At 61.1% G+C, this 19,955-nt stretch carries 10 protein-coding genes and 1 pseudogene; 3 read left to right on the top strand and 8 right to left on the bottom strand.

The features are described from left to right. Positions 1-56 precede the first annotated feature (56 nt). Complete coding sequence (gene repC, locus AC07SZ_RS26120; RefSeq protein ID WP_494916470.1) at positions 57-1,400, top strand: plasmid replication protein RepC; 1,344 nt, start codon at positions 57-59, stop codon at positions 1,398-1,400. A gap of 288 nt (positions 1,401-1,688) precedes the next feature. On the opposite strand, the pseudogene AC07SZ_RS26115 reads toward repC, so the two are convergent. After that, positions 1,689-2,621 (bottom strand): annotated as a pseudogene (locus AC07SZ_RS26115) (recombinase family protein). 285 nt (positions 2,622-2,906) lie between these two features. Here AC07SZ_RS26115 and AC07SZ_RS26110 point away from each other — a divergent pair. Beyond that, a complete protein-coding gene (locus tag AC07SZ_RS26110; protein WP_494916469.1) occupies positions 2,907-4,031 on the top strand; it encodes an RHE_PE00001 family protein in 1,125 nt (374 codons plus the stop codon). 160 nt (positions 4,032-4,191) lie between these two features. Here the strand turns inward: AC07SZ_RS26110 and AC07SZ_RS26105 are convergent, their stop codons facing one another. From AC07SZ_RS26105 to AC07SZ_RS26090, 4 genes are read right to left on the bottom strand one after another with little or no spacing between them, the layout of a single operon-like run. After that, entirely contained in the window at positions 4,192-5,037 is an 846-nt protein-coding gene (locus tag AC07SZ_RS26105) for a phosphoadenosine phosphosulfate reductase domain-containing protein (RefSeq protein WP_494916468.1), read from the bottom strand. Further along, the gene (locus AC07SZ_RS26100) at positions 5,034-8,375 is read right to left on the bottom strand and encodes a hypothetical protein (RefSeq protein WP_494916467.1); all 3,342 of its coding nucleotides are present in this window, start codon (positions 8,373-8,375) and stop codon (positions 5,034-5,036) included. Before AC07SZ_RS26100 ends, AC07SZ_RS26105 begins: the two co-directional genes overlap by 4 nt. Continuing rightward, on the bottom strand, positions 8,372-9,310 hold the full coding sequence (locus AC07SZ_RS26095; RefSeq protein WP_494916466.1) for a DUF4007 family protein: 939 nt from the start codon (positions 9,308-9,310) through the stop codon (positions 8,372-8,374). The genes AC07SZ_RS26100 and AC07SZ_RS26095 overlap by 4 nt, the downstream gene beginning before the upstream one ends. 40 nt (positions 9,311-9,350) lie before the next feature. After that, the gene (locus tag AC07SZ_RS26090) at positions 9,351-10,484 is read right to left on the bottom strand and encodes a cysteine desulfurase family protein (protein WP_494916465.1); all 1,134 of its coding nucleotides are present in this window, start codon (positions 10,482-10,484) and stop codon (positions 9,351-9,353) included. 127 nt (positions 10,485-10,611) lie between these two features. Here AC07SZ_RS26090 and AC07SZ_RS26085 point away from each other — a divergent pair, with 127 nt between their 5' ends. After that, the gene (locus tag AC07SZ_RS26085; protein WP_494916464.1) at positions 10,612-11,037 is read left to right on the top strand and encodes a hypothetical protein; all 426 of its coding nucleotides are present in this window, start codon (positions 10,612-10,614) and stop codon (positions 11,035-11,037) included. On the opposite strand, the gene AC07SZ_RS26080 is transcribed toward AC07SZ_RS26085, so the two are convergent. From AC07SZ_RS26080 to AC07SZ_RS26070, 3 genes are read right to left on the bottom strand one after another with little or no spacing between them, the layout of a single operon-like run. Further along, a complete protein-coding gene (locus AC07SZ_RS26080) occupies positions 11,034-16,397 on the bottom strand; it encodes an FtsK/SpoIIIE domain-containing protein (RefSeq protein ID WP_494916463.1) in 5,364 nt (1,787 codons plus the stop codon). The genes AC07SZ_RS26085 and AC07SZ_RS26080 overlap by 4 nt on opposite strands. Further along, positions 16,394-17,935, bottom strand: coding sequence for a hypothetical protein (locus AC07SZ_RS26075; protein WP_494916462.1), 1,542 nt, complete (start codon positions 17,933-17,935; stop codon positions 16,394-16,396). Before AC07SZ_RS26075 ends, AC07SZ_RS26080 begins: the two co-directional genes overlap by 4 nt. A 2-nt stretch (positions 17,936-17,937) precedes the next feature. Continuing rightward, complete coding sequence (locus AC07SZ_RS26070) at positions 17,938-19,752, bottom strand: hypothetical protein (RefSeq protein ID WP_494916460.1); 1,815 nt, start codon at positions 19,750-19,752, stop codon at positions 17,938-17,940. Between the last annotated feature and the right edge of the window lie 203 nt (positions 19,753-19,955).

Raw genomic sequence — 19,955 nt, 5'->3', positions numbered from 1 at the left:
TCATTGGCGTCGTTTTGGCGAGCAGGTTTCTTTTGCCTAATCGAGGGTGAAAGAAAATGGAGACGAATATTGCGACGACGCCCTTTGGGCGGCGGCCAATGACGCTTGGCATGATTTCAAGCCAAGTCACCGCGAGGGCCGTGCCGAAGGACGCGACCGTCCACAAATGGCATGTCTTCCAAGATATCAAGGACGCCAGGATCGCTCTGGGCGCCACTGATCGCGCTTTGGCTATTCTCGACGCGCTGTTGTCGTTCCATCCGGACACGGCGCTTTATGGCGACAGGGAACTGGTTGTATGGCCATCCAACGAGCAGCTGATCCGCCGCGCCAATGGCATGCCCCCAACGACCTTACGGCGCCACCTGGCCGTTCTGGTCGAGTGTGGATTGATCATCCGTCGGGACAGCCCAAACGGCAAGCGCTTCGCCCGGAAAGGGCAGGGGGGCGAGATCGAGCAAGCCTATGGCTTTGACATCTCGCCGATCGTGGCGCGCGCTGAGGAGTTCAAGGATCTTGCGGAAGCGGTCAGATCTGAGAAGAAGGCATTTCGTCTCGTTAAGGAGCGGCTAACCATATGCCGACGTGATGTCGTCAAGATGATCGACACCGGCATTGAGGAAGGCGTGCCGGCGAACTGGGGCAGAGTTCAGCAGGCCTACCAGGCGATTGTTGGTCAGATACCTCGCACTGCACCTAGGCAGACTCTCGAGGCGATTGCCGAGGAGCTCGAAGGCCTTTGGGCTGAGGTGCGTGAGGCATTGGAATCATTTGTAAAAACACAGAAAGTGGACGCCAATGAGTCCCAAAATGGGCGCCACTTACAGAATTCAAAACCAGACTTTAAATTTGAATCTGAAAGCGGCTTAGGAAGTAAAGATGAAGCGGGCGGCAACGTTGCGGACACCGACAACGTACGGAGCCTACCGAAACGCGAACTGCCGCTAGGGATCGTGCTGGATGCCTGCCCGAACATGCTTTGGCTGGTGAAGGGCGGCGGCGGAATCCGCAACTGGCGTGAATTTCTGGCCGCGGCCGAGGTTGCCCGACCGTCCATGGGCGTCAGCCCGAGCGCCTGGGAGGAAGCGCGAACGGCAATGGGTGAGCAGCAGGCGGCGGTTACCATTGCCGCGATCTACCAGCGGCAGGACCAGATCAACAGCGCCGGCGGCTATTTGCGCAGCCTGACAGATCGAGCAAAGGTCGGAAAGTTCTCGGTCTGGCCGATGGTGATGGCCTTGTTGCGGGCCAAGCTTGACGCGTCGAAGACGACCGGAACCGGAGCTGAAGCCGCTGCCGTCGATTTGGAGGCGGCAGGCAAGGTTGTGCGCACCGAATCCCGGCTGGAAATCAGCGATGCGTTGCGCCGCAGCCTCGACAAGCCAGGGCGCGGATCATGATCAGCCGGGCGGGTTTCGATCCGTGGACGGTGGCTGCAGCGCTTGTCGGGACGAGCGTCTTATGGAGAGCATCGAAGGCATGAAAAACCAACACGACCAGGAACCGACGCCCGATGAAACCGCCGGAATGGTGTGGTGGAACTCACTCGCCGAAACCGATCGAGCGGCTTGGCTGACGCGGGCCGGCAGCGCTGTTCCAGCTGATGCCTGGGCCGGGTACAAACGGCTCGGGAATGCCGAGCGTCAGCCACAGACTGTAAACTGGACTGTTGTGCAGCGGGATGACGGTCAGCTCGCGGGTAGTTCGGCGACGAGTCCAAGCCGGCGGGCTCGATCGAGTAGGTTCTTGACTGAGGAGGCAGACCATTTTGCGCTTCCTCGTGGGGTTCGTTCATGCAGGCGCTCGAGCTGGCCAGCGATGTCGCGGAGCGACAGGTCTGGGTTAGACTGCGAAATCCCTGCCACAAGAGTCATCAGGCGATCTTCGGGAGGTAGAGGAGACGCCCGCTTTAGCAGTGTGGATTCGGCCAGGTGCTCGGTGACGAGCCACCTCACTGCCCGCCGCAGTCGTTCAGGCGTCCAGTCGAGGCCGCGCTGCTTCAGGACCCGTGCGATGTCGTCCCAGTTATGGTCTGGTCGCACCGGCGGACCGTCGGAAGCCATTCGTTCATACTTGATTGTAGCCGTCGGCCATAAGCCGCCTTTTGTATCGCGGTCATTTTCGCCAGGGCTTCGGGCCTGCGCTCCCGGATACCAGGATTGCCTGGCAGTCGCCCCTTGGATCGTGCAGCGATGATGCCGGCCTTGGTTCGCTCCGAAATCAGTGCACGCTCGAGCTGGGCAACGGCGCCGAGTACCTGTAGCGAAAACATGCCCTGTGGCGTCGACGTGTCGATTGGATCTCGCAGAGATCGAAAATGCGCGCCCTTCTCAGTCAGATCCTCGATCACCTGAAGAAGGTGGCTGACCGAGCGCGCAAGGCGATCGAGACGCACGACGACCAAGACATCGCCGGCGCCGATGTCGCTCATCAACCGCAGTAGGGCCGGGCGAGCTCTCGACGCACCGGATCCATGTTCCTGAACGACGACGTCACAACCGGCCGATCGCAGCTCAATCTCCTGCGCTTCCGTCGCTTGTTCGTCCGTCGACACGCGCGCGTAGCCGATTTGCCGGCCCTTTGGTCGTCTCGGAGCGTCGATCTTGCGCTTCACGGGCCATTTGCGGCGTCTCTCAGCACGGGAAAGGGGTGGTTGTACAAATACCGAAGATATCAACAAACGATCGTTTGTAAACGGCTCTAGTGGCACCATTGGATAGCTCCTACGGCTTCGATGAGCCTGAAAATCAACGTTTTCTAGCCTCCTGACCGCCCCAGGGCGTGGTGCTGTACAGTCCCGATATGAGGTCATTATCGATAGTGAAAAGGCCGCCAGAGAAAGTCCCACACGAGTCAACCTAACAGCGAGATAGCTTGACTATGGCGAATCAACTATCATGAAACCAATGGCTTACGACATCAGCGATTTGTCCCTGAAACCCCTCATAGGGCCGGTTTCCCGCGCCACCGAGGTTTTGGTCCGCCTCGACGAGCGCCTGGCCCGCTCGCCGGTCCGCGACGGCTTTGTCGAGCGCCAGCATTTTGCTGATGCGGCCGCAGCCCTTTGGCTCGCGGGCGAACTCGTGCACATCGAGGACCTTGTCCTGCACGACGCCCACATGGACATCCGCACCCCGACCCACGAACTCACCCGGGCGCATGCGGTACTGCGAACCCGCCGGCGAATTTTTGCCCAAAAACCGGACTGGGCGCTTAGCCGCGACGGTCTTTTGGCCCTGACCGGTCGCGGCGGCGCGACACCCGCATCGGGACAAAAGAGCCGGGAAGGGCAGGGGGCTGGAGCCAGCTCTTTTGGAGCCGACGGTCGGGATGACGTTGAGGACGATCTGCTGGCCGAAGAATTTGCCGAGATCGATGCCGTCCTGGCCCGCTCATCCAGGATTCTGAGTGGCGCCGACGTGCCGGCTCGAAAGGAGCACCGGCCGGAGCCGCAAAACGGCCTGATCTACGATCTCGACTGGAATGAAGAAGAACGCCTCGCCGAATGGCAGGACGTTATCGCCAGAACGCGCGATCTGCCGGTCGTCCTGCGCGCGGCCTTGCTTCTCGACGCCTGGCAGGACATTGAGGTGCTGCAGCATGCCGCCTGGCTCGGGTCGCTGTTGGTTGCCGCGCTGTTGCGCCAGGAGGGTCTCGCCGCCCACCATCTCGCCAGCCTGCATCTCGGTGCCAAAAACATTCCGCGCGAGCGGCGGCGGGCGCGTAATCGGTCCGACCGGTTGCTGGCCTCCGTCGATGCTATCCACGACGCAGCGCTGGTCGGCCTGAAGGAACATGATCGGCTGGTGCTGGCCAAAAGCCAGATGGAGCGAAAACTCCGCGACCGCCGCGCCAGCTCCAAACTGTCCGACCTGGTCGAATTCGTGCCGTCGCGGCCACTCGTCTCGGCTGGCATGATCCAGGAGCGGCTGAAAGTGACGAAACAGGGCGCGCTCAACCTGGTCGGCGAGCTCGGGCTGCGCGAGATGACGGGGAGGGGAAGGTTTCGGGCTTGGGGATCGTGTGATTGAGGCAGTTGGACGTGAGGATTCGGCCAGCTTACGAAATTGTTGAACTTGACGAGCTTGCAATGACGGACAACTTCACAACGGCTCTTCCGCCGACAGTCCGGTTCCTTACCGGCGGTTCCTTGTCTATGCCGACAACGCCATATCCCCGGAGACCTTCACCTCACTTATGGCAGATCACACACCCTGCTGAGGCTTCGTCGATCCCGTACACGTCATCGATGGTGGGCACCTGATTTCCAGCAAGTGGGTTCACTCGGCGCCGAGCCAACAGTCGTGCGCGGCGCTGCTCGAACTCGCGCTCTATCTCGTCAACGCGCGCCGGGGCGCTCAATTCGTCCAGTGCCTCGCCTTGGCTCCACGTAAATGGAGAGCCGTGGTCACGAGCAGTCTTCTCATAACCCTTTGCTTCATCGAACGCATCGGGGTGCTCCCTCATTAGGCGCACCCATTCGATCTTCTGCTGGAAGAAACAGAACGTGCAGCCCGATCGGGTCCGCCAACGATAATACTCGGGTTCGCCAAGGCCGGCGCTCTCCAGCGTCTCAATCACTCCAGCCCGGTTGATGCCGTCTTCGCGTAAGGGGAAGTGGACCTGCATATTGCCGTGTGTCGCCTGATAACCCTCGCGGCTAGGCTCATCTGCCCGGATGGCCACATACGAATGGATAACCACGCCGGCATCGAGGTCGTCGCGCAGCCACTGTTCGAGCGGCCGAAGCTTCAGCTGGCGTGTGCACCACCGGGTCTTGGGCGAGGGCAAGAAGTGGTTGTACTCCTTGAGCCAGAAGTCGAAGTCCCGGTCCGGGTTGAGCCTTGTGATCGACTTGCCTAAAAACCCCTCGAGCTTGTCGAGGAACGTGTAGACCTCGGCCAACTCCTTGCCGGTATCGGTGAAGAAGTATTCCAGCTCAAGCTCGGGCCGCGTCTGACGCATGTGCACGGCGAGGGCCGCGCTATCCCGCCCACCTGAAATCCCCAGAATATGACGCTCACGTATGGCGGTCATGCTCGCTCCATCCCCTTGCCATCAGAAAGGCGTTCCACAATACGCGCGAGGGCGGCGAGCTCGACGGCCGGCCGCATACCCCTGCCACGAAGCTGGGCCATGAGGTCATCCGCCGCCCTGTCTGCCGCCTCAAGCTCTTGTTCGGACACCTGGAAGGCGTGGAACAGTGGCTTTTCTTTCGGATCAAGGCCGATCATCACTGAAATTGCCTGCGACGTCGGGGAGCGACCGCGCACGGCGGCAAACGTCTCGGCCTCGCGGAAGCGCAGGCATAGTTTGGCGAGTTCGAACATCGCTTGCTCGTGTTCGCGATCCGACCAGTTGCGCGGCGGCTTGTGGACCAACAGGCTCGCCAGACCCTCGATGTCGCCTTCGGTTCCCTCGAACGCGCCGGCACGCATGATGAAGGCGTCCACTCTCAGCTCGGCCGATACCCCCGACGCCGTCGAGGATCGAGACCCAATGCCCTCGAATGTCCTGGGGTCCACCCCCAGATTCTCGGCGAGGCTCTTGCGGAGGACATCAAGCATTTTCGGATAGGCGTACTCGGCCTTGTTCAGAGCGGAAACCACTGTCACGGCTGGGTCGGGTTCACCCTCAAGGGCTGCTGCGAGGTCGGAAAACAGTAATGCCTCAGGATCGCTGGCCTTGAGAATGATGTCCCTGACCCTTCGAACTTTGTCGTCCAGCGTCTGAGTGCGCTGCGCCCACAGAGGTAGACCATGGAAGCGTTGATAAAGGGCTGATGCGACAGGCAGTGCCTTTGCCTCGATAGGGCTTGCCTTGCTCGAAAGAAGAGCAGCAAGCTGCTGAACGAACGCGTCGTCGCGCTTCGAACGCGAGATTCGGCGGAACTCGATGGCTGCGGGCTCTTGGAGGATTCGGTCCACCACCACATCATCGATGGCCGGCTGGAAGAGGCCGTCGACATATACCGCTACCGCATTTCGGTGCGCCAGCAGATAGGACAGCACCAGCACCGGCATAACACCTCGCTTGATACCGTATGGCCTGGCCGCCCATCTGCCGAATAGCTCGGCCAGATTCACCCTCTTCTCATTGAGCTCTGCCCAGGCAGGCTTTAGCGCCCTGCCCGCTTTGTCGTCTCCGGGATCTGCGAAACGCCAAATGCCCTTTTCGTCCAGCCGGTGAAGGCCTAGCGGCCGAACAATCGTGAGGTAGAGACCCCGTTCGACGGGGTAGTTCTCGATGCCCAAATCCGCGATGTCCGCCTTCGAGACCATGGCATGCATCAGCGTTCGCAGGCCCGCCATGGCGGCAGAAGAGGGCTTATCTCGATACAGCAGTTCGGATTGCACAACAGGCGCACTGCTGAAGGCGGCCGTCGAAAGCGCCGACGCGACAACCGTCAGTTCCCTGCCATCGAGTTTTTTGCCGGCCGGGTCTTTCACACTGTCGCCGAAGGCCCACCAACGTGCCGACAAGAAAGCCTTGAGCAGGTCGCTTCTCACAATCTCGGCAATCATCGCCTTGCGACCGGATAGTTCCCGGCGCGCGATACGATCCCCCTCGAGTTGTGGATGCGTTTCCTCGATCCGGTCCAACGCATAAAGATCCGTCGCATGATCTCTCAGCAAATAAACCTGCTCGCTTGCTGCTACACCAGCAAGGACCCCGAGCCTTTCGAGTTCCATGCTCAGCTGCTTCGCCGCCACTTTGATCGGCGCTTCGAAGGTTCGTGCATCGGGCAGCAGCATAATCAGAAGGCCAGCGGACCGCCGCTTTGTTTTCGCTAGCGACGCAGCCGTTCTCTTGGCCCATGTGGCGGGACTTTGCGGGCTGTCGTCGGCAAACTGTATGACCACATCGAAGGTGCGCAGGGCGCCTGTCGAAAAATAGTGGCTCTTGGCAGCGATTGGCCCGACACCCAGCCGCGACGGCAAGTCGGCGAGCACATCCGCATCGAGCTTCAGCGCGACTTTGGAGATGGCCTCGTCGAGATCGAAGTCGCTGCCGGCGAATAGAGCGTATCCGCCAAGACGCGGTTGCCGGATGAGGATTGCACGATTGACCAATTCATCGATGGCCGCGGTGACCTCTGATTTCTTCGCTTCCGGTGCGCAAAGCGCGAGGATGTCGTCGGCAACTGACAGTCCAGAGCCATTCCTGAACAGCTCGACCACGGCCGCAGCCTTCGCTAGCTTCGTGGCTAGTGGGCCAAAGAGCGCGGCTTTTTCCACGGCCTCCATCGCCAGGGTCATCCGGTTGCTCTCCGGCCCGACCGATAGAGCGCTGCCGAAATTGGCGACCAGGTAGTCCCAAAGCTGATCTGGTCCATACCAGGCATTCTCAGTGACCTCGGTTCGCGCGAGGTGCGCCTGAAATCCACTGGGTTCGGATGAGGACAGGAATCCGAAGACGCTCCGCTCGTTTTGCGCGAACCGCTGGCGCGACACCGGCCCCAGCAACAGTGCTGAAACCGGGTGCAACGGCCAGGTCTGTGTGAGGACCTCCGTGAGGCCGGCGACATCGACCGGGCGCCGATGCGAAATAGCCTCGGCCGTTCGTCCAGCGATCTCCTTGGCACTAGCCGGCGCATGGTCGCTGCCGATGGCCCGGGCGATGAGCGCGGCGACCTCGTCGGCTTGCGCGACGAAGGGAACGTTCTGGTAGCGGCCCTGTACCTTGGCCCATTCGTTCCGACCCGTGCGGCTCAGCCGATTGGCATATTGCTCGAACGACTGATGCAGGATTCCGACCAGCACCACCCGGCCATCCGAACGCGCCGCCCGTTCGGCGAGATCCTGTAGGATGTGAACGTCTCCGGCGGAGTTCGTGGCGTGCTCGAGGAACTTGCCCAGCTCGTCGACGACGATGAGCAGACCGCCCTTCTGACGCGCCTGGGCCTCCAGTGCATCAATGAGCGCTCTCTCGTCCTGGGCAACATCAATTGTCGCTTGGGGCCACTCGAATGCCCCCGCAGCCGCTTCCGCCAATGCGGCTGCCAGGCTCGTGCGTCTACCCGTCAGGGCGAGGACGTCCCAAGAACGGCCACGCCCGGGAAAGGCCGACGAAAACTGCTCTGCTAGTTCGGGTCCAACTATCCCTTCGGCGAGAGCGCGCTGCTTTTTGTTACCGGCGACAAGGTTGGCAACGAGCAGCGCAGCACAGGACTTGCCGCCGCCATAGGGGCCTGTCCAGGTGAACGCATACTGGGAACCGTCCGCAATCCCTGTCAGCATTGCTACAAGCGACTTGCGCACGCTCGCCTGCAACACGTAGCCGGTTAGGGGCGGCGTGCCATTGAGGTCGGTGTCGATCCTGGCGGAAAGCGCGAACCGGCGTTCTACCTTGACGATGTCGGCAAGCTTGGTCATGCAGACCTCCGAGACCGGTACCCGGCTCTTATGAGACCGAAGTCGTCGATGTCCGCGAGACGGCCATTCAGCGCGACCTGACGGAGCCCCGCCGTGTCGGTCCACACCATCTTTCCGCCGGTCGCGTCCCCGATGCTCATCAAGCGGGCAACCAGGCTGTCCTCATCAAGTTTGAAAACCCGACCCGGGGAGCCAGACCCATACTGCGCCTGCTCGACCGAAATGGTGGGCGAAACGGCGTGGTGACGCTCCCAGAAGGTTTTCAACACCAGAGCAAAGATGCTGTCTTCGAGCGACGGTTTCTGCCCGCGGACGAATTCGAGTTGTCCGGTCGAGCGGAGCTCGCGCAACAGGCCGAGTTCGACCAAAAGCGGTTCGGCGGCATCTTCGCCGGTATCGGCGTGGCGCGGCGCATAGCTGCGCACGAACACTTCCACGTCGCGCTTCAGAGTCTCAGCCGTGGCTCTCGCTGTTGCGCGGGCGTCAACGATGGAAGCCATCGCCCGGACGAGATCTTCGCGCGTAAAGGCAATCTGATTGAGGAGGTTGAATGCGTAATAGAACGTCGTTGCAGCGCGCGGTTCGCTCACGAGGTTGGCATGCAAGAGCCATAGGGTCGAAGGATGTTCCAGGTACGGATCCAATCCATCACCATCTGAGAATATCATCCGGCCAAATTCGCTGGCTCCCACATGCGTGGTGCTGATGTCCTTCAGAACCTTTGTTGCCAAAGCCCAGTGACGCATCGACAGCGCCATGTTCTTGCCGACACCGAAGGTGGCGATTGCGTCTTGTTCCTGAAATGTTCTACGATCGACTCCGTCCGGACCGGACGCAACGTCAAACGCCTTCTTGAGCCACAAGAGCCGAAGCGAAAAGGTCTCGTGGCCCGACACGCGTATAGCGGTGGCCAGATCATAAAGGTCGTTCAACATGGGAACGGATGCTACTGGAGGCGGTCGCCAGCGGCAATCCCTACCGGCTGACTATTTCGGACAGCACGACCGCCGCTTCCGTGGCGTTCGCCTCGCTGTTGTAGCGCGAAAAGTATAACCGGACAGTTTCTGCGGCTTCTGTCTGGGTCAATCCCATGTGGAGCAGGACGTGTGACGCAGTAATCTGTCCGCTCGTGCAAGCCGATCCCTCGGAAATCGCGATCCGGTCTCCAGATCTCGAAATAACGGACATCGCGTCATTGCCAGGAAATCTAAGGCTAAGGCTTCCTGGCACTCGATTTAGCTCGGGAACATTTGCAATGAACTGCACCTGTCTGCTGCGCAGCGCTTCGAGGAACAGTGCCGACAGGTTTCGCGAATGTACCGCATCAGGGCCAAGCCGCGTACTGGACACTTTGGCGGCCATGCCGAATCCCACCAGGAGCGGCGTGGGCAGGGTCCCCGGACGGATACCGGCCTCCTGACTGCCGCCGAAAAGCACCGGCAAAGGCCTGAGGTGGGATGCAGCTGATATGAAAAGCGCGCCAACCCCCATGGGCCCGTACATTTTGTGCGAAGACAGGCTCGCCAGATCGAACTCTGAGCAATCGAGGGCGAGCTTTCCGACGGCCTGCGCAGCGTCGACATGAACGAGAGCCCCAGCCGCGCGAGATATGCGGACAACGTCGGCGAGCGGTTGGATCGACCCGACCTCGTTGTTGACGGCCATCACCGAGACCAACAGCGTCCGGTCGCTGACGAGGCGCTCAAGTGCCGCGATGTCGATGACGCCATTGCTATCGACCGGAGCTTCGACGATTCGGAACCCGGCACTGCGGAGTGAACCGGCGGAGGCGAGCACGCTCTTGTGCTCGATAGCTGACACGACGATCTCCCGCCGGTCGATGCCGGCTTCGAGTGCGGCGAGTGCGGTGCCCCGTATCGCGATGTTGTTTGCTTCTGTCGCCCCCGACGTGAAGACGAGTTCCTGTGGGTCAGCTCCAACAAGAGAGGCGATGTCCGAGCGTGCACGCTCGACAGCCTGCGACGCCAACATGCCCCTCAGGTGAGGGGAATGCGGATTGCCGGCTTGGGCATGCCACCACGGGGCCATTGCCTCTAGGGACTCGGGCGCCAGAGGAGTTGTCGAGTGACCATCAAGATAGATCGGCATGGGCGCCTGTGACTTTGTCGTCGGATCAAGCGCAACCTAATCCGGATCAGCGGGAATTCGAAACAGGGGCCGCCGTGGCCACGGCCTTTTCCTGATAGAGTGTCGGCATAGCGGAGGGAAGAATATCATGCCGGACGGCAAGGACGTAAGCGTCAACGAAATCTACAAAGAGCAATACGCCCATTTCAGAGCGATGAATGACATCCTCTATAAAATCCCGCCGCTGTTTTCGGTGGCGATCGGGGGGCTTTGGTACTTCGCCGCGTCGCAACTCAAGTCCGACAGGCTTATCGCCGTCGGCATCTTCTTCTTCGCCGCCGTTGTGAGCGTGTGCAGCGCGTTCATCATGACCCGCTTCAGCCTGGCGTTCAGCCGCTACATCGGAAATCTGAACAAGCTGGACGGCGACTATGCGGTCTCGTTGAGGGACAAGACGTGGCCACCCTCGACGGTAAAAATAATCCAGTTCTTGTTATGGGTCGCGACGGTAATTTCGCTTGCCGGCGTCATCTATGCCATCGTCCCCCTGCTTTGCCCTCCGCTTCCTTCCTAGTTGGCACCTTGCCGACCATCTTGAGCGGCGATGGCCGACACGACCGCTTCGATATCCTCGTCGGACAGGAACGGCGCCTGGGCAAAGACGATCGAGGGCTCGCCGCTCAATCGGGCCGCCAAATGGCCTAGGCCGAGCAAGTTTTCCGCGCCCTTCATGCCCAACGCAATCTCCGAGGTCCCGACGCTCGCAACCTTGAGGATGAGTCGGTTGCCAAGATTGTCCCGCAGCTGGACCGGCATGACGCCGGCATCAGGTCGCTGCGCCGCAAAGACAAGGTGGATGCCCGCGGCCCGCGCCTTCACGCCGAGCCTCGAGACGATCGAGGTGACTGCACTCTTGTAGTCCTCGGTGAGCATCCATTCAGCGAATTCGTCATGGACGAGGAACTTCATCGGTAGGCGCGCTTCCGGCGCGGCTTTGATGTTGAACGAGCGGATGTCGCGAGCGCCGCGCTCCCTGAACAGCTCGTAGCGGCGATCCATCTCCACGACGAGCCCCTCCATCGTTTCGATGGCCGTGGGCTGATCGATGACAATCCCGCCCTTCACGTGCGGCAGCCCTTCAATGGCAGAATAATCGACACCCATCTTGGGATCGATCAGGTGGATGTGGACGAGTGCGCTCGAGTTGGTCGCCGCAATGTCGAGGATCAGCGCCTGGATCAGAACCGATTTGCCGCTGCCAGTGGCACCGGCGATGAGCGTGTGCGGGTCGTGCTGAGGTCCACCCGCAAATGGCCCTCCGAGATTCAAATACAGTATTTCGCCGTCGAGCTCGCGCAGGCCGAGCAGGAAGCTCGTGTTGAGCCCCGCCGCATTGCGGTTCAGCGCGCGCCGCGCCCAAAGGTCCCACATCGAAACGATCTGGCGTTTCGGCCTTGCCACACCCACCACGATCTCACCGGGCAGCGGAGAGACAGAGATCAGACGCAGCCCGTGCGTTGTCAGAAGAGCAGACTGCTTTGCCTCAATGTCCTCAACCCGAAGCCGGTCGCTGCCGATGAATCTCACCAAGGCAGCATTGGGCGTCAACCGCACACCGGCAATCTTGGCTTGCAGGTTGTAACCCATCAGCGCGGTCCGCAGCTGACCGGCTGTGGCCTGAAGCCATTGGTCGTCCTCGCTGGCCACCGCTTGAATCTGCCCAGCCCGCCGGGACACTAGTGCAGCAAAGCTCTCTGCGCTGCCCGATGCCGCGATGCTCACAGGCTCATGTCCGGTTTCGTGCGCAGAAGTGGATGAAGCCCCCGAAGGATATTCGACGTCCTCAACAATGGCATCGCCGACAGCGGCAGGGGCAGCATCGCCGCCCTTCGGCCGAGTCGGAGATGGCGAGGACAGAGCAGGCCGAGGGCTTGGATTGGAAGGGCTGTCGCCCGGTGCTGGGCCAGATCCTTTTGCCGCATTGTCCTTCGAGGTCCACCGCACGCGCGGTGCGGGCGCGCGGAATTCGGATTTCTCCCATGGCAGGCGATCGCCCAGAGAGCTTCTGATCCCGATGAGCGGACCGGATGCCTCATAGGCCTTGATTAGCTGCCGGAGGCCCTCCCGAGTATAGACCTCTTGCACACCCCGGACCTCCGTAACCTCGTCTTGGTCGCCAGGAGAGCCTCCTGCCTCGGCCGGGCCGGAGACGAAGACGTGGGAGTAGCCCTTGAGGTCAATTTCGACCGTGCCGTTTCGGATGCCGTTCCTCACGTCCTCCAAAGAAAAGCCCGAGCCCAACGCCGACGGCTCATCGAGCAGGATATCTGCGAGACGAGAAAGCCAGAGGTCACGATCAAGCCGTCCAGGATCGCCAAATAATGCGTCCTCCATCCTCCGCATGGTTTGGCGCAGCTGTTGGCTCGAATGGCGTTTCGCTTCGGCCAGGCCGTTCGCTTCCACATACTTTGCTTCTGTCACGACTGCCCGGAGTCTTGGCCTGCCGTCGAGGCCGGGATCCACGCTGAGGGCAAGAATGTCGGCGATTCCCTCTTCTCGCTGACCCAGCCACTGCGCATAGTCGTCGAGGAGGAACCAGGACGCCGGGCGCTTGGGAAGTTCTTCAGCGACGAGAGCACGGCTGAGAACGAGACCAATCAGCTCGCCCGCCGACACCCCACGCTTGGCAGCGCGCAAGATTATGTCCCCGGAAATCGCCGACGCGTCAGCGATCATGCGATCCGCAAGCGCCGCGACGCGATCGTCGGGAAGTCCAAGGCTGAGCTGATCCAGGCGACGACGAACAAGCACCGGCAGAACGCGCAGGTCGGCCGTCGAGGACACCACCATGTTGCGTCCGTGCGTCCGTTCGCGGCGGTATCGGATCACCTTGATCCCTTGAGCCGCGAGCTGCCGCTTGTCGAGAAGGTCGTCATAGGTCGCGACCCACTCGGCCAACCCGTGAACGTCTTTGAACATCGCTTCGAGGCCATGGTCCTGCAGCGAGATTTGCCGGGCAGGCAGATAGTGCTCATTGTCGCGATGGGACTGCTTGCGGATCACCCCCGCCAATGCATCGAGATAAGACCAACCAACACGAGGCTGGCGCGGCGACACCAGATAGCTGGTTGCAGTGAGCTGCTCCTCGCCCACGACCCTGCGATACGACCAGCGTGGCGGGACGTGATCGAGAATCGAGGGGTCGGTGTCGTCATGCCGCGGCATGGAGAACCACGACTCCCGGGCCTGCCTCGACACGACATCATGGAGGAACGCCACATCGACGCTGCGTTCATCGGGCGCACGCCTTCCGGTGCTGCCTTCGAGCATGACACCAATCCTGAGCTTGGACATGAAGTTCAGCGATGTCTCACTCACCACGATCGCGTCGGGGTCGCTGCCCGATTGATCCAGCAGATCGGTATAGACTCGGTTGAGCTTCGAGCGGTCTCGATGGCGGACCAGGACGTTGCAATGAACTTCCTCCTCGTGCACTGACCCCAATGCGTTGACGGTGGCCAAGGGCAGACCGGCAGTATCGCAGTTGTAGAGCATGATGCTGAGATTAGCGCGTTCGTGCGGCTGCAGATCGAGATAGCGGCCGATAAGTCCACGGATCTCTCGTGCGGCCTCCGCCGGATCGACATCTGTCGATGCTTCCGAGGGATCCCGAACTGGCCGTTCCATCAGGCTGTAGTCGTTATGCGTGCTCGTCTCCGTGAGCAGGACAGCTTCCCCTCCGGTAAAGCCGGGTACCGCCTCGGGGTAATAGGGGTGGGCAAGCTCGGAACGCAGATCGGCAAAGAACAGCCGCTGGTCTCCAAAGTTGATCTCCTCGGCTTTCAGGAGGTGATCAACCAATCCGCAGACGGCGCGCATCTTGACCGCTGTCGCGGCCATGCGCATCGGATGCCAAGGGGCCACGATCGCCGCTGGTGCCGCGCCGGCAATTTGTACGGCGCCGATCTTGAGGACCGGCTCCCACAGGTCTCGACGGTTCAGGTCGCCTGGGGCTGAGCCTCGGAGTTGCTCGAGAAGAGCGCCATAAAGATCGGCTTGGTCAAGTTGCGGCGCCCCGCCCATACCGTTGGACCGCCAGTCCTCAATAGCTGCCGTATAGCCGGAGGCGAAAGCGGTCCACGATTCTCCAAGATCCGCTCCGGCGGGGGGCGATAGTCGCCCGGCCGACACTGCGGCCTTGATGGCCCTGGGAAACGCCTTGCCCAAGTCCTCGACATTGGTCGAACGTGGAACGAGGGACCCCGCATCCTGACGGAAGGAGGGCTGTAGCGTGCCGACGTCGCTGAGCGACACCGACTGCATAGCGCCCTTCTTGCTAACCAGCATGCGCGACACTTCGGCTATGCCGAACGGGTTCTTCTCGAGTCGCCCCAGATCGTCCGGCAGGGCCAGCCCGATGGCATTGGGCTCGCCGCGCCAGATCAACTGCACGACGTTCTTCTCGGCGGTCGGGCCGTTCCCCACCGTGAGGGTCAGGTCAAACTTGACCTGGATATTCGCGCGCGATGTCGAGACGTTTTCACGAAACTTCCGGCTCTTGCTCGCCGCTTCGAGCAAGGCCTCGAACTCGAAAATATGCGGTGTGTCCCAGCTCACCGCGTCGGGGAGCAGGTTTTTCAGAGCCTTATATTTGAGACTGAAGGCGCGCGCGACGTCGACATTCATGTCGAGCCACTGCGTCTTTGTCCGGCGTGAGGATCGGACATCGATCCGGCGGGGTACCTTGAAGTTGCCGAGTTGCGCGAACAGGCGCTCGATGCTGCGGACCAACCCATCCAGGAAGTCTGTGCATTCGATTGGACGCCCGTAGACGAATTTCTCCCATTTGGCCCGGAGCTGGCGATTGGCCGCCAAGTCTTCCCGATGCGCTTCGAAAAACTCGCGGTCGTCCTCTCTAGCCTCCTTGAGGGACCTGCCCTTGAGATCGTTGAGATACGCTTTGTCGGCATCGCTCAGCCGATCGGGACGCTCGTAGTCGAAAAACTGAACGGTCTCCTCGGGGAGCTTCAGCTTCTTCAGCCTGAGGCCCGAAAACACGAGGAGGACGTTGTCCTGCTCCCATTCGAGTTCGGCGAGCCTTTCGGTTTCCTCGCGCCAGCCGGCCGGTGATGCGATGAACGCCTCGATGGTTGGATGCAGCTCCGCCGCGATCTCGTCGCGGACCGTCTCGAACTGGTCGCGTAGCTCCTCGGCTTCGATCAGCTGGCGATTAGGCCGCTGTTTGGAGAGCAACGGTCTGCGGTCGGCAATAAGCTTGTCGTAGAGCCGCCGCCAACGGCTTTGCAACTGAAGGTCCTTGGGCCGTTGCGAACGAAAGTATCCGGTGTCCCTTGGCAGCTGCAGCGCCGGCAGCGCCCAGCCGAGTGCATCTGCCACCGGCAGGGACATGGCCTCGATGGCATCGCGCGTCATGGAGACGTAGTTGCTGAGCTGCGCAAGCGGCCACTCATCGACGCTCGATAGCGCCTTGAGGGCCACCTGCCATGCATCGACATGCTCTGGCGGTAGTCCAAGACCATCGGCGGCCGGCAGCACCCAGAACGCCGCACCGTCCTTGAGCTCCTTGGCGCCGATCAGCGTCACGTCGTGAAGGGAGGCGCCCTGATCGTCGTCGGTGTTCGCGATGAGCAGCGCCGGTCGGTCGCACTCGGCATGCCGCCACGCGACAGTCCGCTCATCGGTGATTACGGTTTCGGGGAGCCCCTGACCGTCCACCAAAGCGCGGGGAACGGCGATCTTGACGCGCGATTGGATCGAGGGGTCCGAGACCAGTTGCCTGACGATTGCGGCGACCTGCGGTCCGGTGAGGCGATCCAGCATGAAACGGGCGGTGCCGCTGTCGGGCCCCAGGCCCTGCAGCCGCTCCTCGAGCGCCGCTGCGCCGGCGGTTCCGATGAGATCGAGCGCGTTCATACCCTCACCTCCCGGCGGAACGGGTTCTCGACATAAGCTGCTGAGTCCGAAAGGCGGTTGAGCAGGCCGAGGCTGATCAGCCGCTCCTCCAATCGGCGAGCGTTGTCGGAAAAATCTTCTTGGTCAGCTTTGCCGGCACCAATGATACTCGACGCTTGCTGGTCCCCGATAACGAAGCCATAGCGGGTGAAGAGTTCAGCCAGAAAGTCTTTGAACTCCATCCGTTCCTTGACGCAGCACACCACCAATGTCTTTAGCAGTCGATCCGTAGGTGCGTAACGCACACGTCGGCTGGAACGGCGAGAACTCAGCCCGATTTGCCGCGCCCAAGTGGCGTGGACCTTGCCAACGTGCTGGCTGTGTCGCCCTTTCGCCCGGCTGACGAGCTCGTCGATCAGGTCCTGGGGATTGCTCATCCCGGTCGGAAGTTCGTCCGGGTCCGGCCAGTCGTACTGGCGAGCCAAAACCTCCGCTGCACTAAGGACGGCATCGTCGGACGCCACGGCCACCTGCCAATCGTGGGAGGTTTCGGCGTCGCGGACATACTTTTCTATGGCAAGACCTGGCAGCGCGTTATTCGCCTGAAAGGAGTCCGCCGCCAGGTCGCGAACAACCGTCTTTCGTGGAGAGACAATCTCGCAGACCATTGTGATGGGTACAGAGTCGAGGAGTTCACGCGCGCGGTCGAGCTGGTATCGAACGAGGTTGAGGCCCGTGATGGTGACGATATGGGGCAGGGCATCGAAGACCGATATCGGGCTGTCCAGAATGGCAATCCAGTCGTCCGCGAGTTGATCGAAGATGGGGTGAGTGGAGCAGGGGAGGTAGGAGCCGGGCCGCTCGTTTTCAGCGAGCTGCGGATCTCCCTGCAGCGCCGCAACCAATCGGTCGTAGACGGTGGGCTGATCAAACAGTTTTCCAACCAGCCGTTCCTTGAGGTCAGCGGCTCGCTTTGACCGGCAGAGCATCAGATAGAGAATTTCGCCTGTACGGGCGAAAAAGCGTCGGTCGGTCGACACGCCGGACGCCGTCACGGCCGCGTCCTCGTACAGCGCGCTCGGCCCGAAGGGGAAAACGAACTTCGAGCTCCAGCGCTTATTGCTGGCCCCTTCTATGGCGGAGGACTGCAAGAACCCAACCACGGATGCAAAATCGTCGAAGGAATCGAAGCGGGCGCGCAGATAGCTGAAATCGCGGCTCTCAAGACCCCCCGTGTTCTGTTCCATCAGTTCCAGCCATTTAGACCAGGCTGCCTCGTCGGAAAGACGCTCCGCGCCGATGGTCAAGAGGTAGGGGTTGTTGAAGATGAGATTGCGCAAACGAAGTTGGGTCTGTGGCCGGTAGGTGAGAGTGTTGAACTCATCTTCGGCCAATGCACGGCCGGCGAGCTCCTCCGATCTCAGCACCCCTAGAAATTCGAGAAGGATCAGCCAGGGCGTCTGCTCGTCATGCAGGCGATGTCCCCAGATCGCTTCGTCGATCCAGAACGCGGGTCCAGTGCGATCCTCACGAGAGATCGGTCGCTTCAGAATTTCCATCGCTAGAGCCTCACCGTAACGCTACGCGACGACGCTCTACCGTCGGGATTGAGGTCGATGAACTTGAGGACGATGCCATCGCTTCGATCGTCACCATCGAGCAAGCGCCGCCTCTCGAGGGCGCTCAGGAGCCTTGCCTTGAAGGCGAGGAGGTCCTCATGGCATTCGAGCGAAAAGCTCGTCGGAAGCGCGCCCTCGGCCACGCGTCCCAAGAACTCAAATCGAGTGGTGGAAAGTTGGAGCGTGACCGCCGGCGGGTCGTCGCGCGCGAGTCTGACTACCAGGGTCATGCCCCCCGCATTGTCGCTAAGGAGCGCGACTTCCTCGCCACCCCGGCGGGCCACGGAGACGAATTCCTCCAGCAGAGGACTTGTTCTCGATTGCGACTGGCTTCCCGAACTCGCCAGAACTAGTTCGTCCTGGTTCTGGATGAGCATGCCGGTAAACACGCGATTGAGTCCGCGCATAAGCATTGGCATTACCTGCCGAGGCAGCGGCCGTTTCTCGGCCAAGGCGCGCGCGGTCTCTAGATAGAGGCCCGCATAGCGAAAGACGGTCAGGTCCCACAGATCGAGAGTTTCCGATAGCTCATCGGAAATGGTGAAGAAGAGTCGTTGACGTTGGCCGCGGAGCAGGCCGAGAAAGCGCGCAACTGCGCTTGGATCGTCACCCTCCAAATAGGACTGCTGTGCCCGCTTATAGGCCGACGTCTCGCCATAGACCCGGTCGGACTGCACTAGGGCGCGATAAGTCTCGACCAGTGTCGGATCATCGGCCCCATACACCAGCATGTTATCGACCTTGTTGCTGGTCTCCGCGCCGATCCCGAACAGATTGAGTTTGCGAAATGGCTCGGTTCTTTCCGCCCGGCTCGGCCTGAGGTTGCCGCCGAACACGTTGCGATAGGGACTGGCCCGTTCTGCGGTTCCCGCAGCCGCCGGTTCCGCGACATCGGTGCACGACATCAACCCGTCCCTCGCGTCGGGATGGCCCAGAATGATGTTCGTGACGAGCGAGAGAACCTGCCGGATAGTGAAGTGCCCGCCGTTCTGTTCACTCGCCTCGACAAGATTGCCGAGCCGTCGCCGGAAAAGGCCCTTATCATTGGTCCCCATCAAGCGTTCGCGGTTCTCACGGATGGGGCAGGTTCCTTCGCCCAAGGCGGGACAGTCCGCGCAGCCGTCCCATCCAGGATGCTGCGTGACCGCGTCGATGACCTGATCGATCATCACCGCCGCAGCTGACCGGCTGAGATCTCTCAGATCGAGCTTGATGGCCGCGTTCCCGCTGCGCCCAGCGACCAGCAGGTTCTCCACCACCTCGACAAGTGCCGTTGTGGTCTTGTCGCTACCGGCCGTCTTCATCTTCTCAAGCAGCTGTCCATGATTAGCCGCCATCAGATAGACCCGTGGTGAATTCGGGTCTGCGACGTCCCATGCCATCTGCTCGATGAGTGGCTTGCTCTCATCGGATCGAAGTTCGCTCAGATCCTTGACCACGATGAGTTGCCGAGATCCGAGGCTGAGCCGCTGGATCTTCTCCCCGCCGTTCCATGCTTCGACCGTGCCACCAAGCTCAAGCCATACGCGCCGACAGTGATACGTCTTTCCATCGCCGGCCGTGCCCGTCAGGATGATCGAATGGGGATCCCCCGAGTTGAAGTTTTCAATCAACCATTCCAGGTACTGAGCGGGCAGCTCGATAGGCTGCATTTTCGAGCGGACCAGCGCCCGTTGAATGGTCTCGTCGTACATATTGTCATTGGTGGGGATGGGGCCGTAGTTCCGGAGGAACCGGATCCAAAGGTTAGTCGGCATGCACGTATCCCCCCCACGACTGTCGCCTAGCGCTGACGACCGTCCTGGAATTCCAGCGCAGCCCCATGAAAATCAGTCGGTTGCAGACTACCGTAGAACTTGTGAAACGCAATAATACAACGGGAGCCTCGGTTGTGCGCCGTTGCGCATAGACCAGACTCTTCGCAGAGGAGTTTCGCCGGGCACGCTTTCGCGAGCGCCGA

It is taken from the genome of Mesorhizobium sp. GW821-FHT07A06, from assembly GCF_059419085.1.
This window is presented reverse-complemented; position numbering and strand designations above follow the sequence as displayed.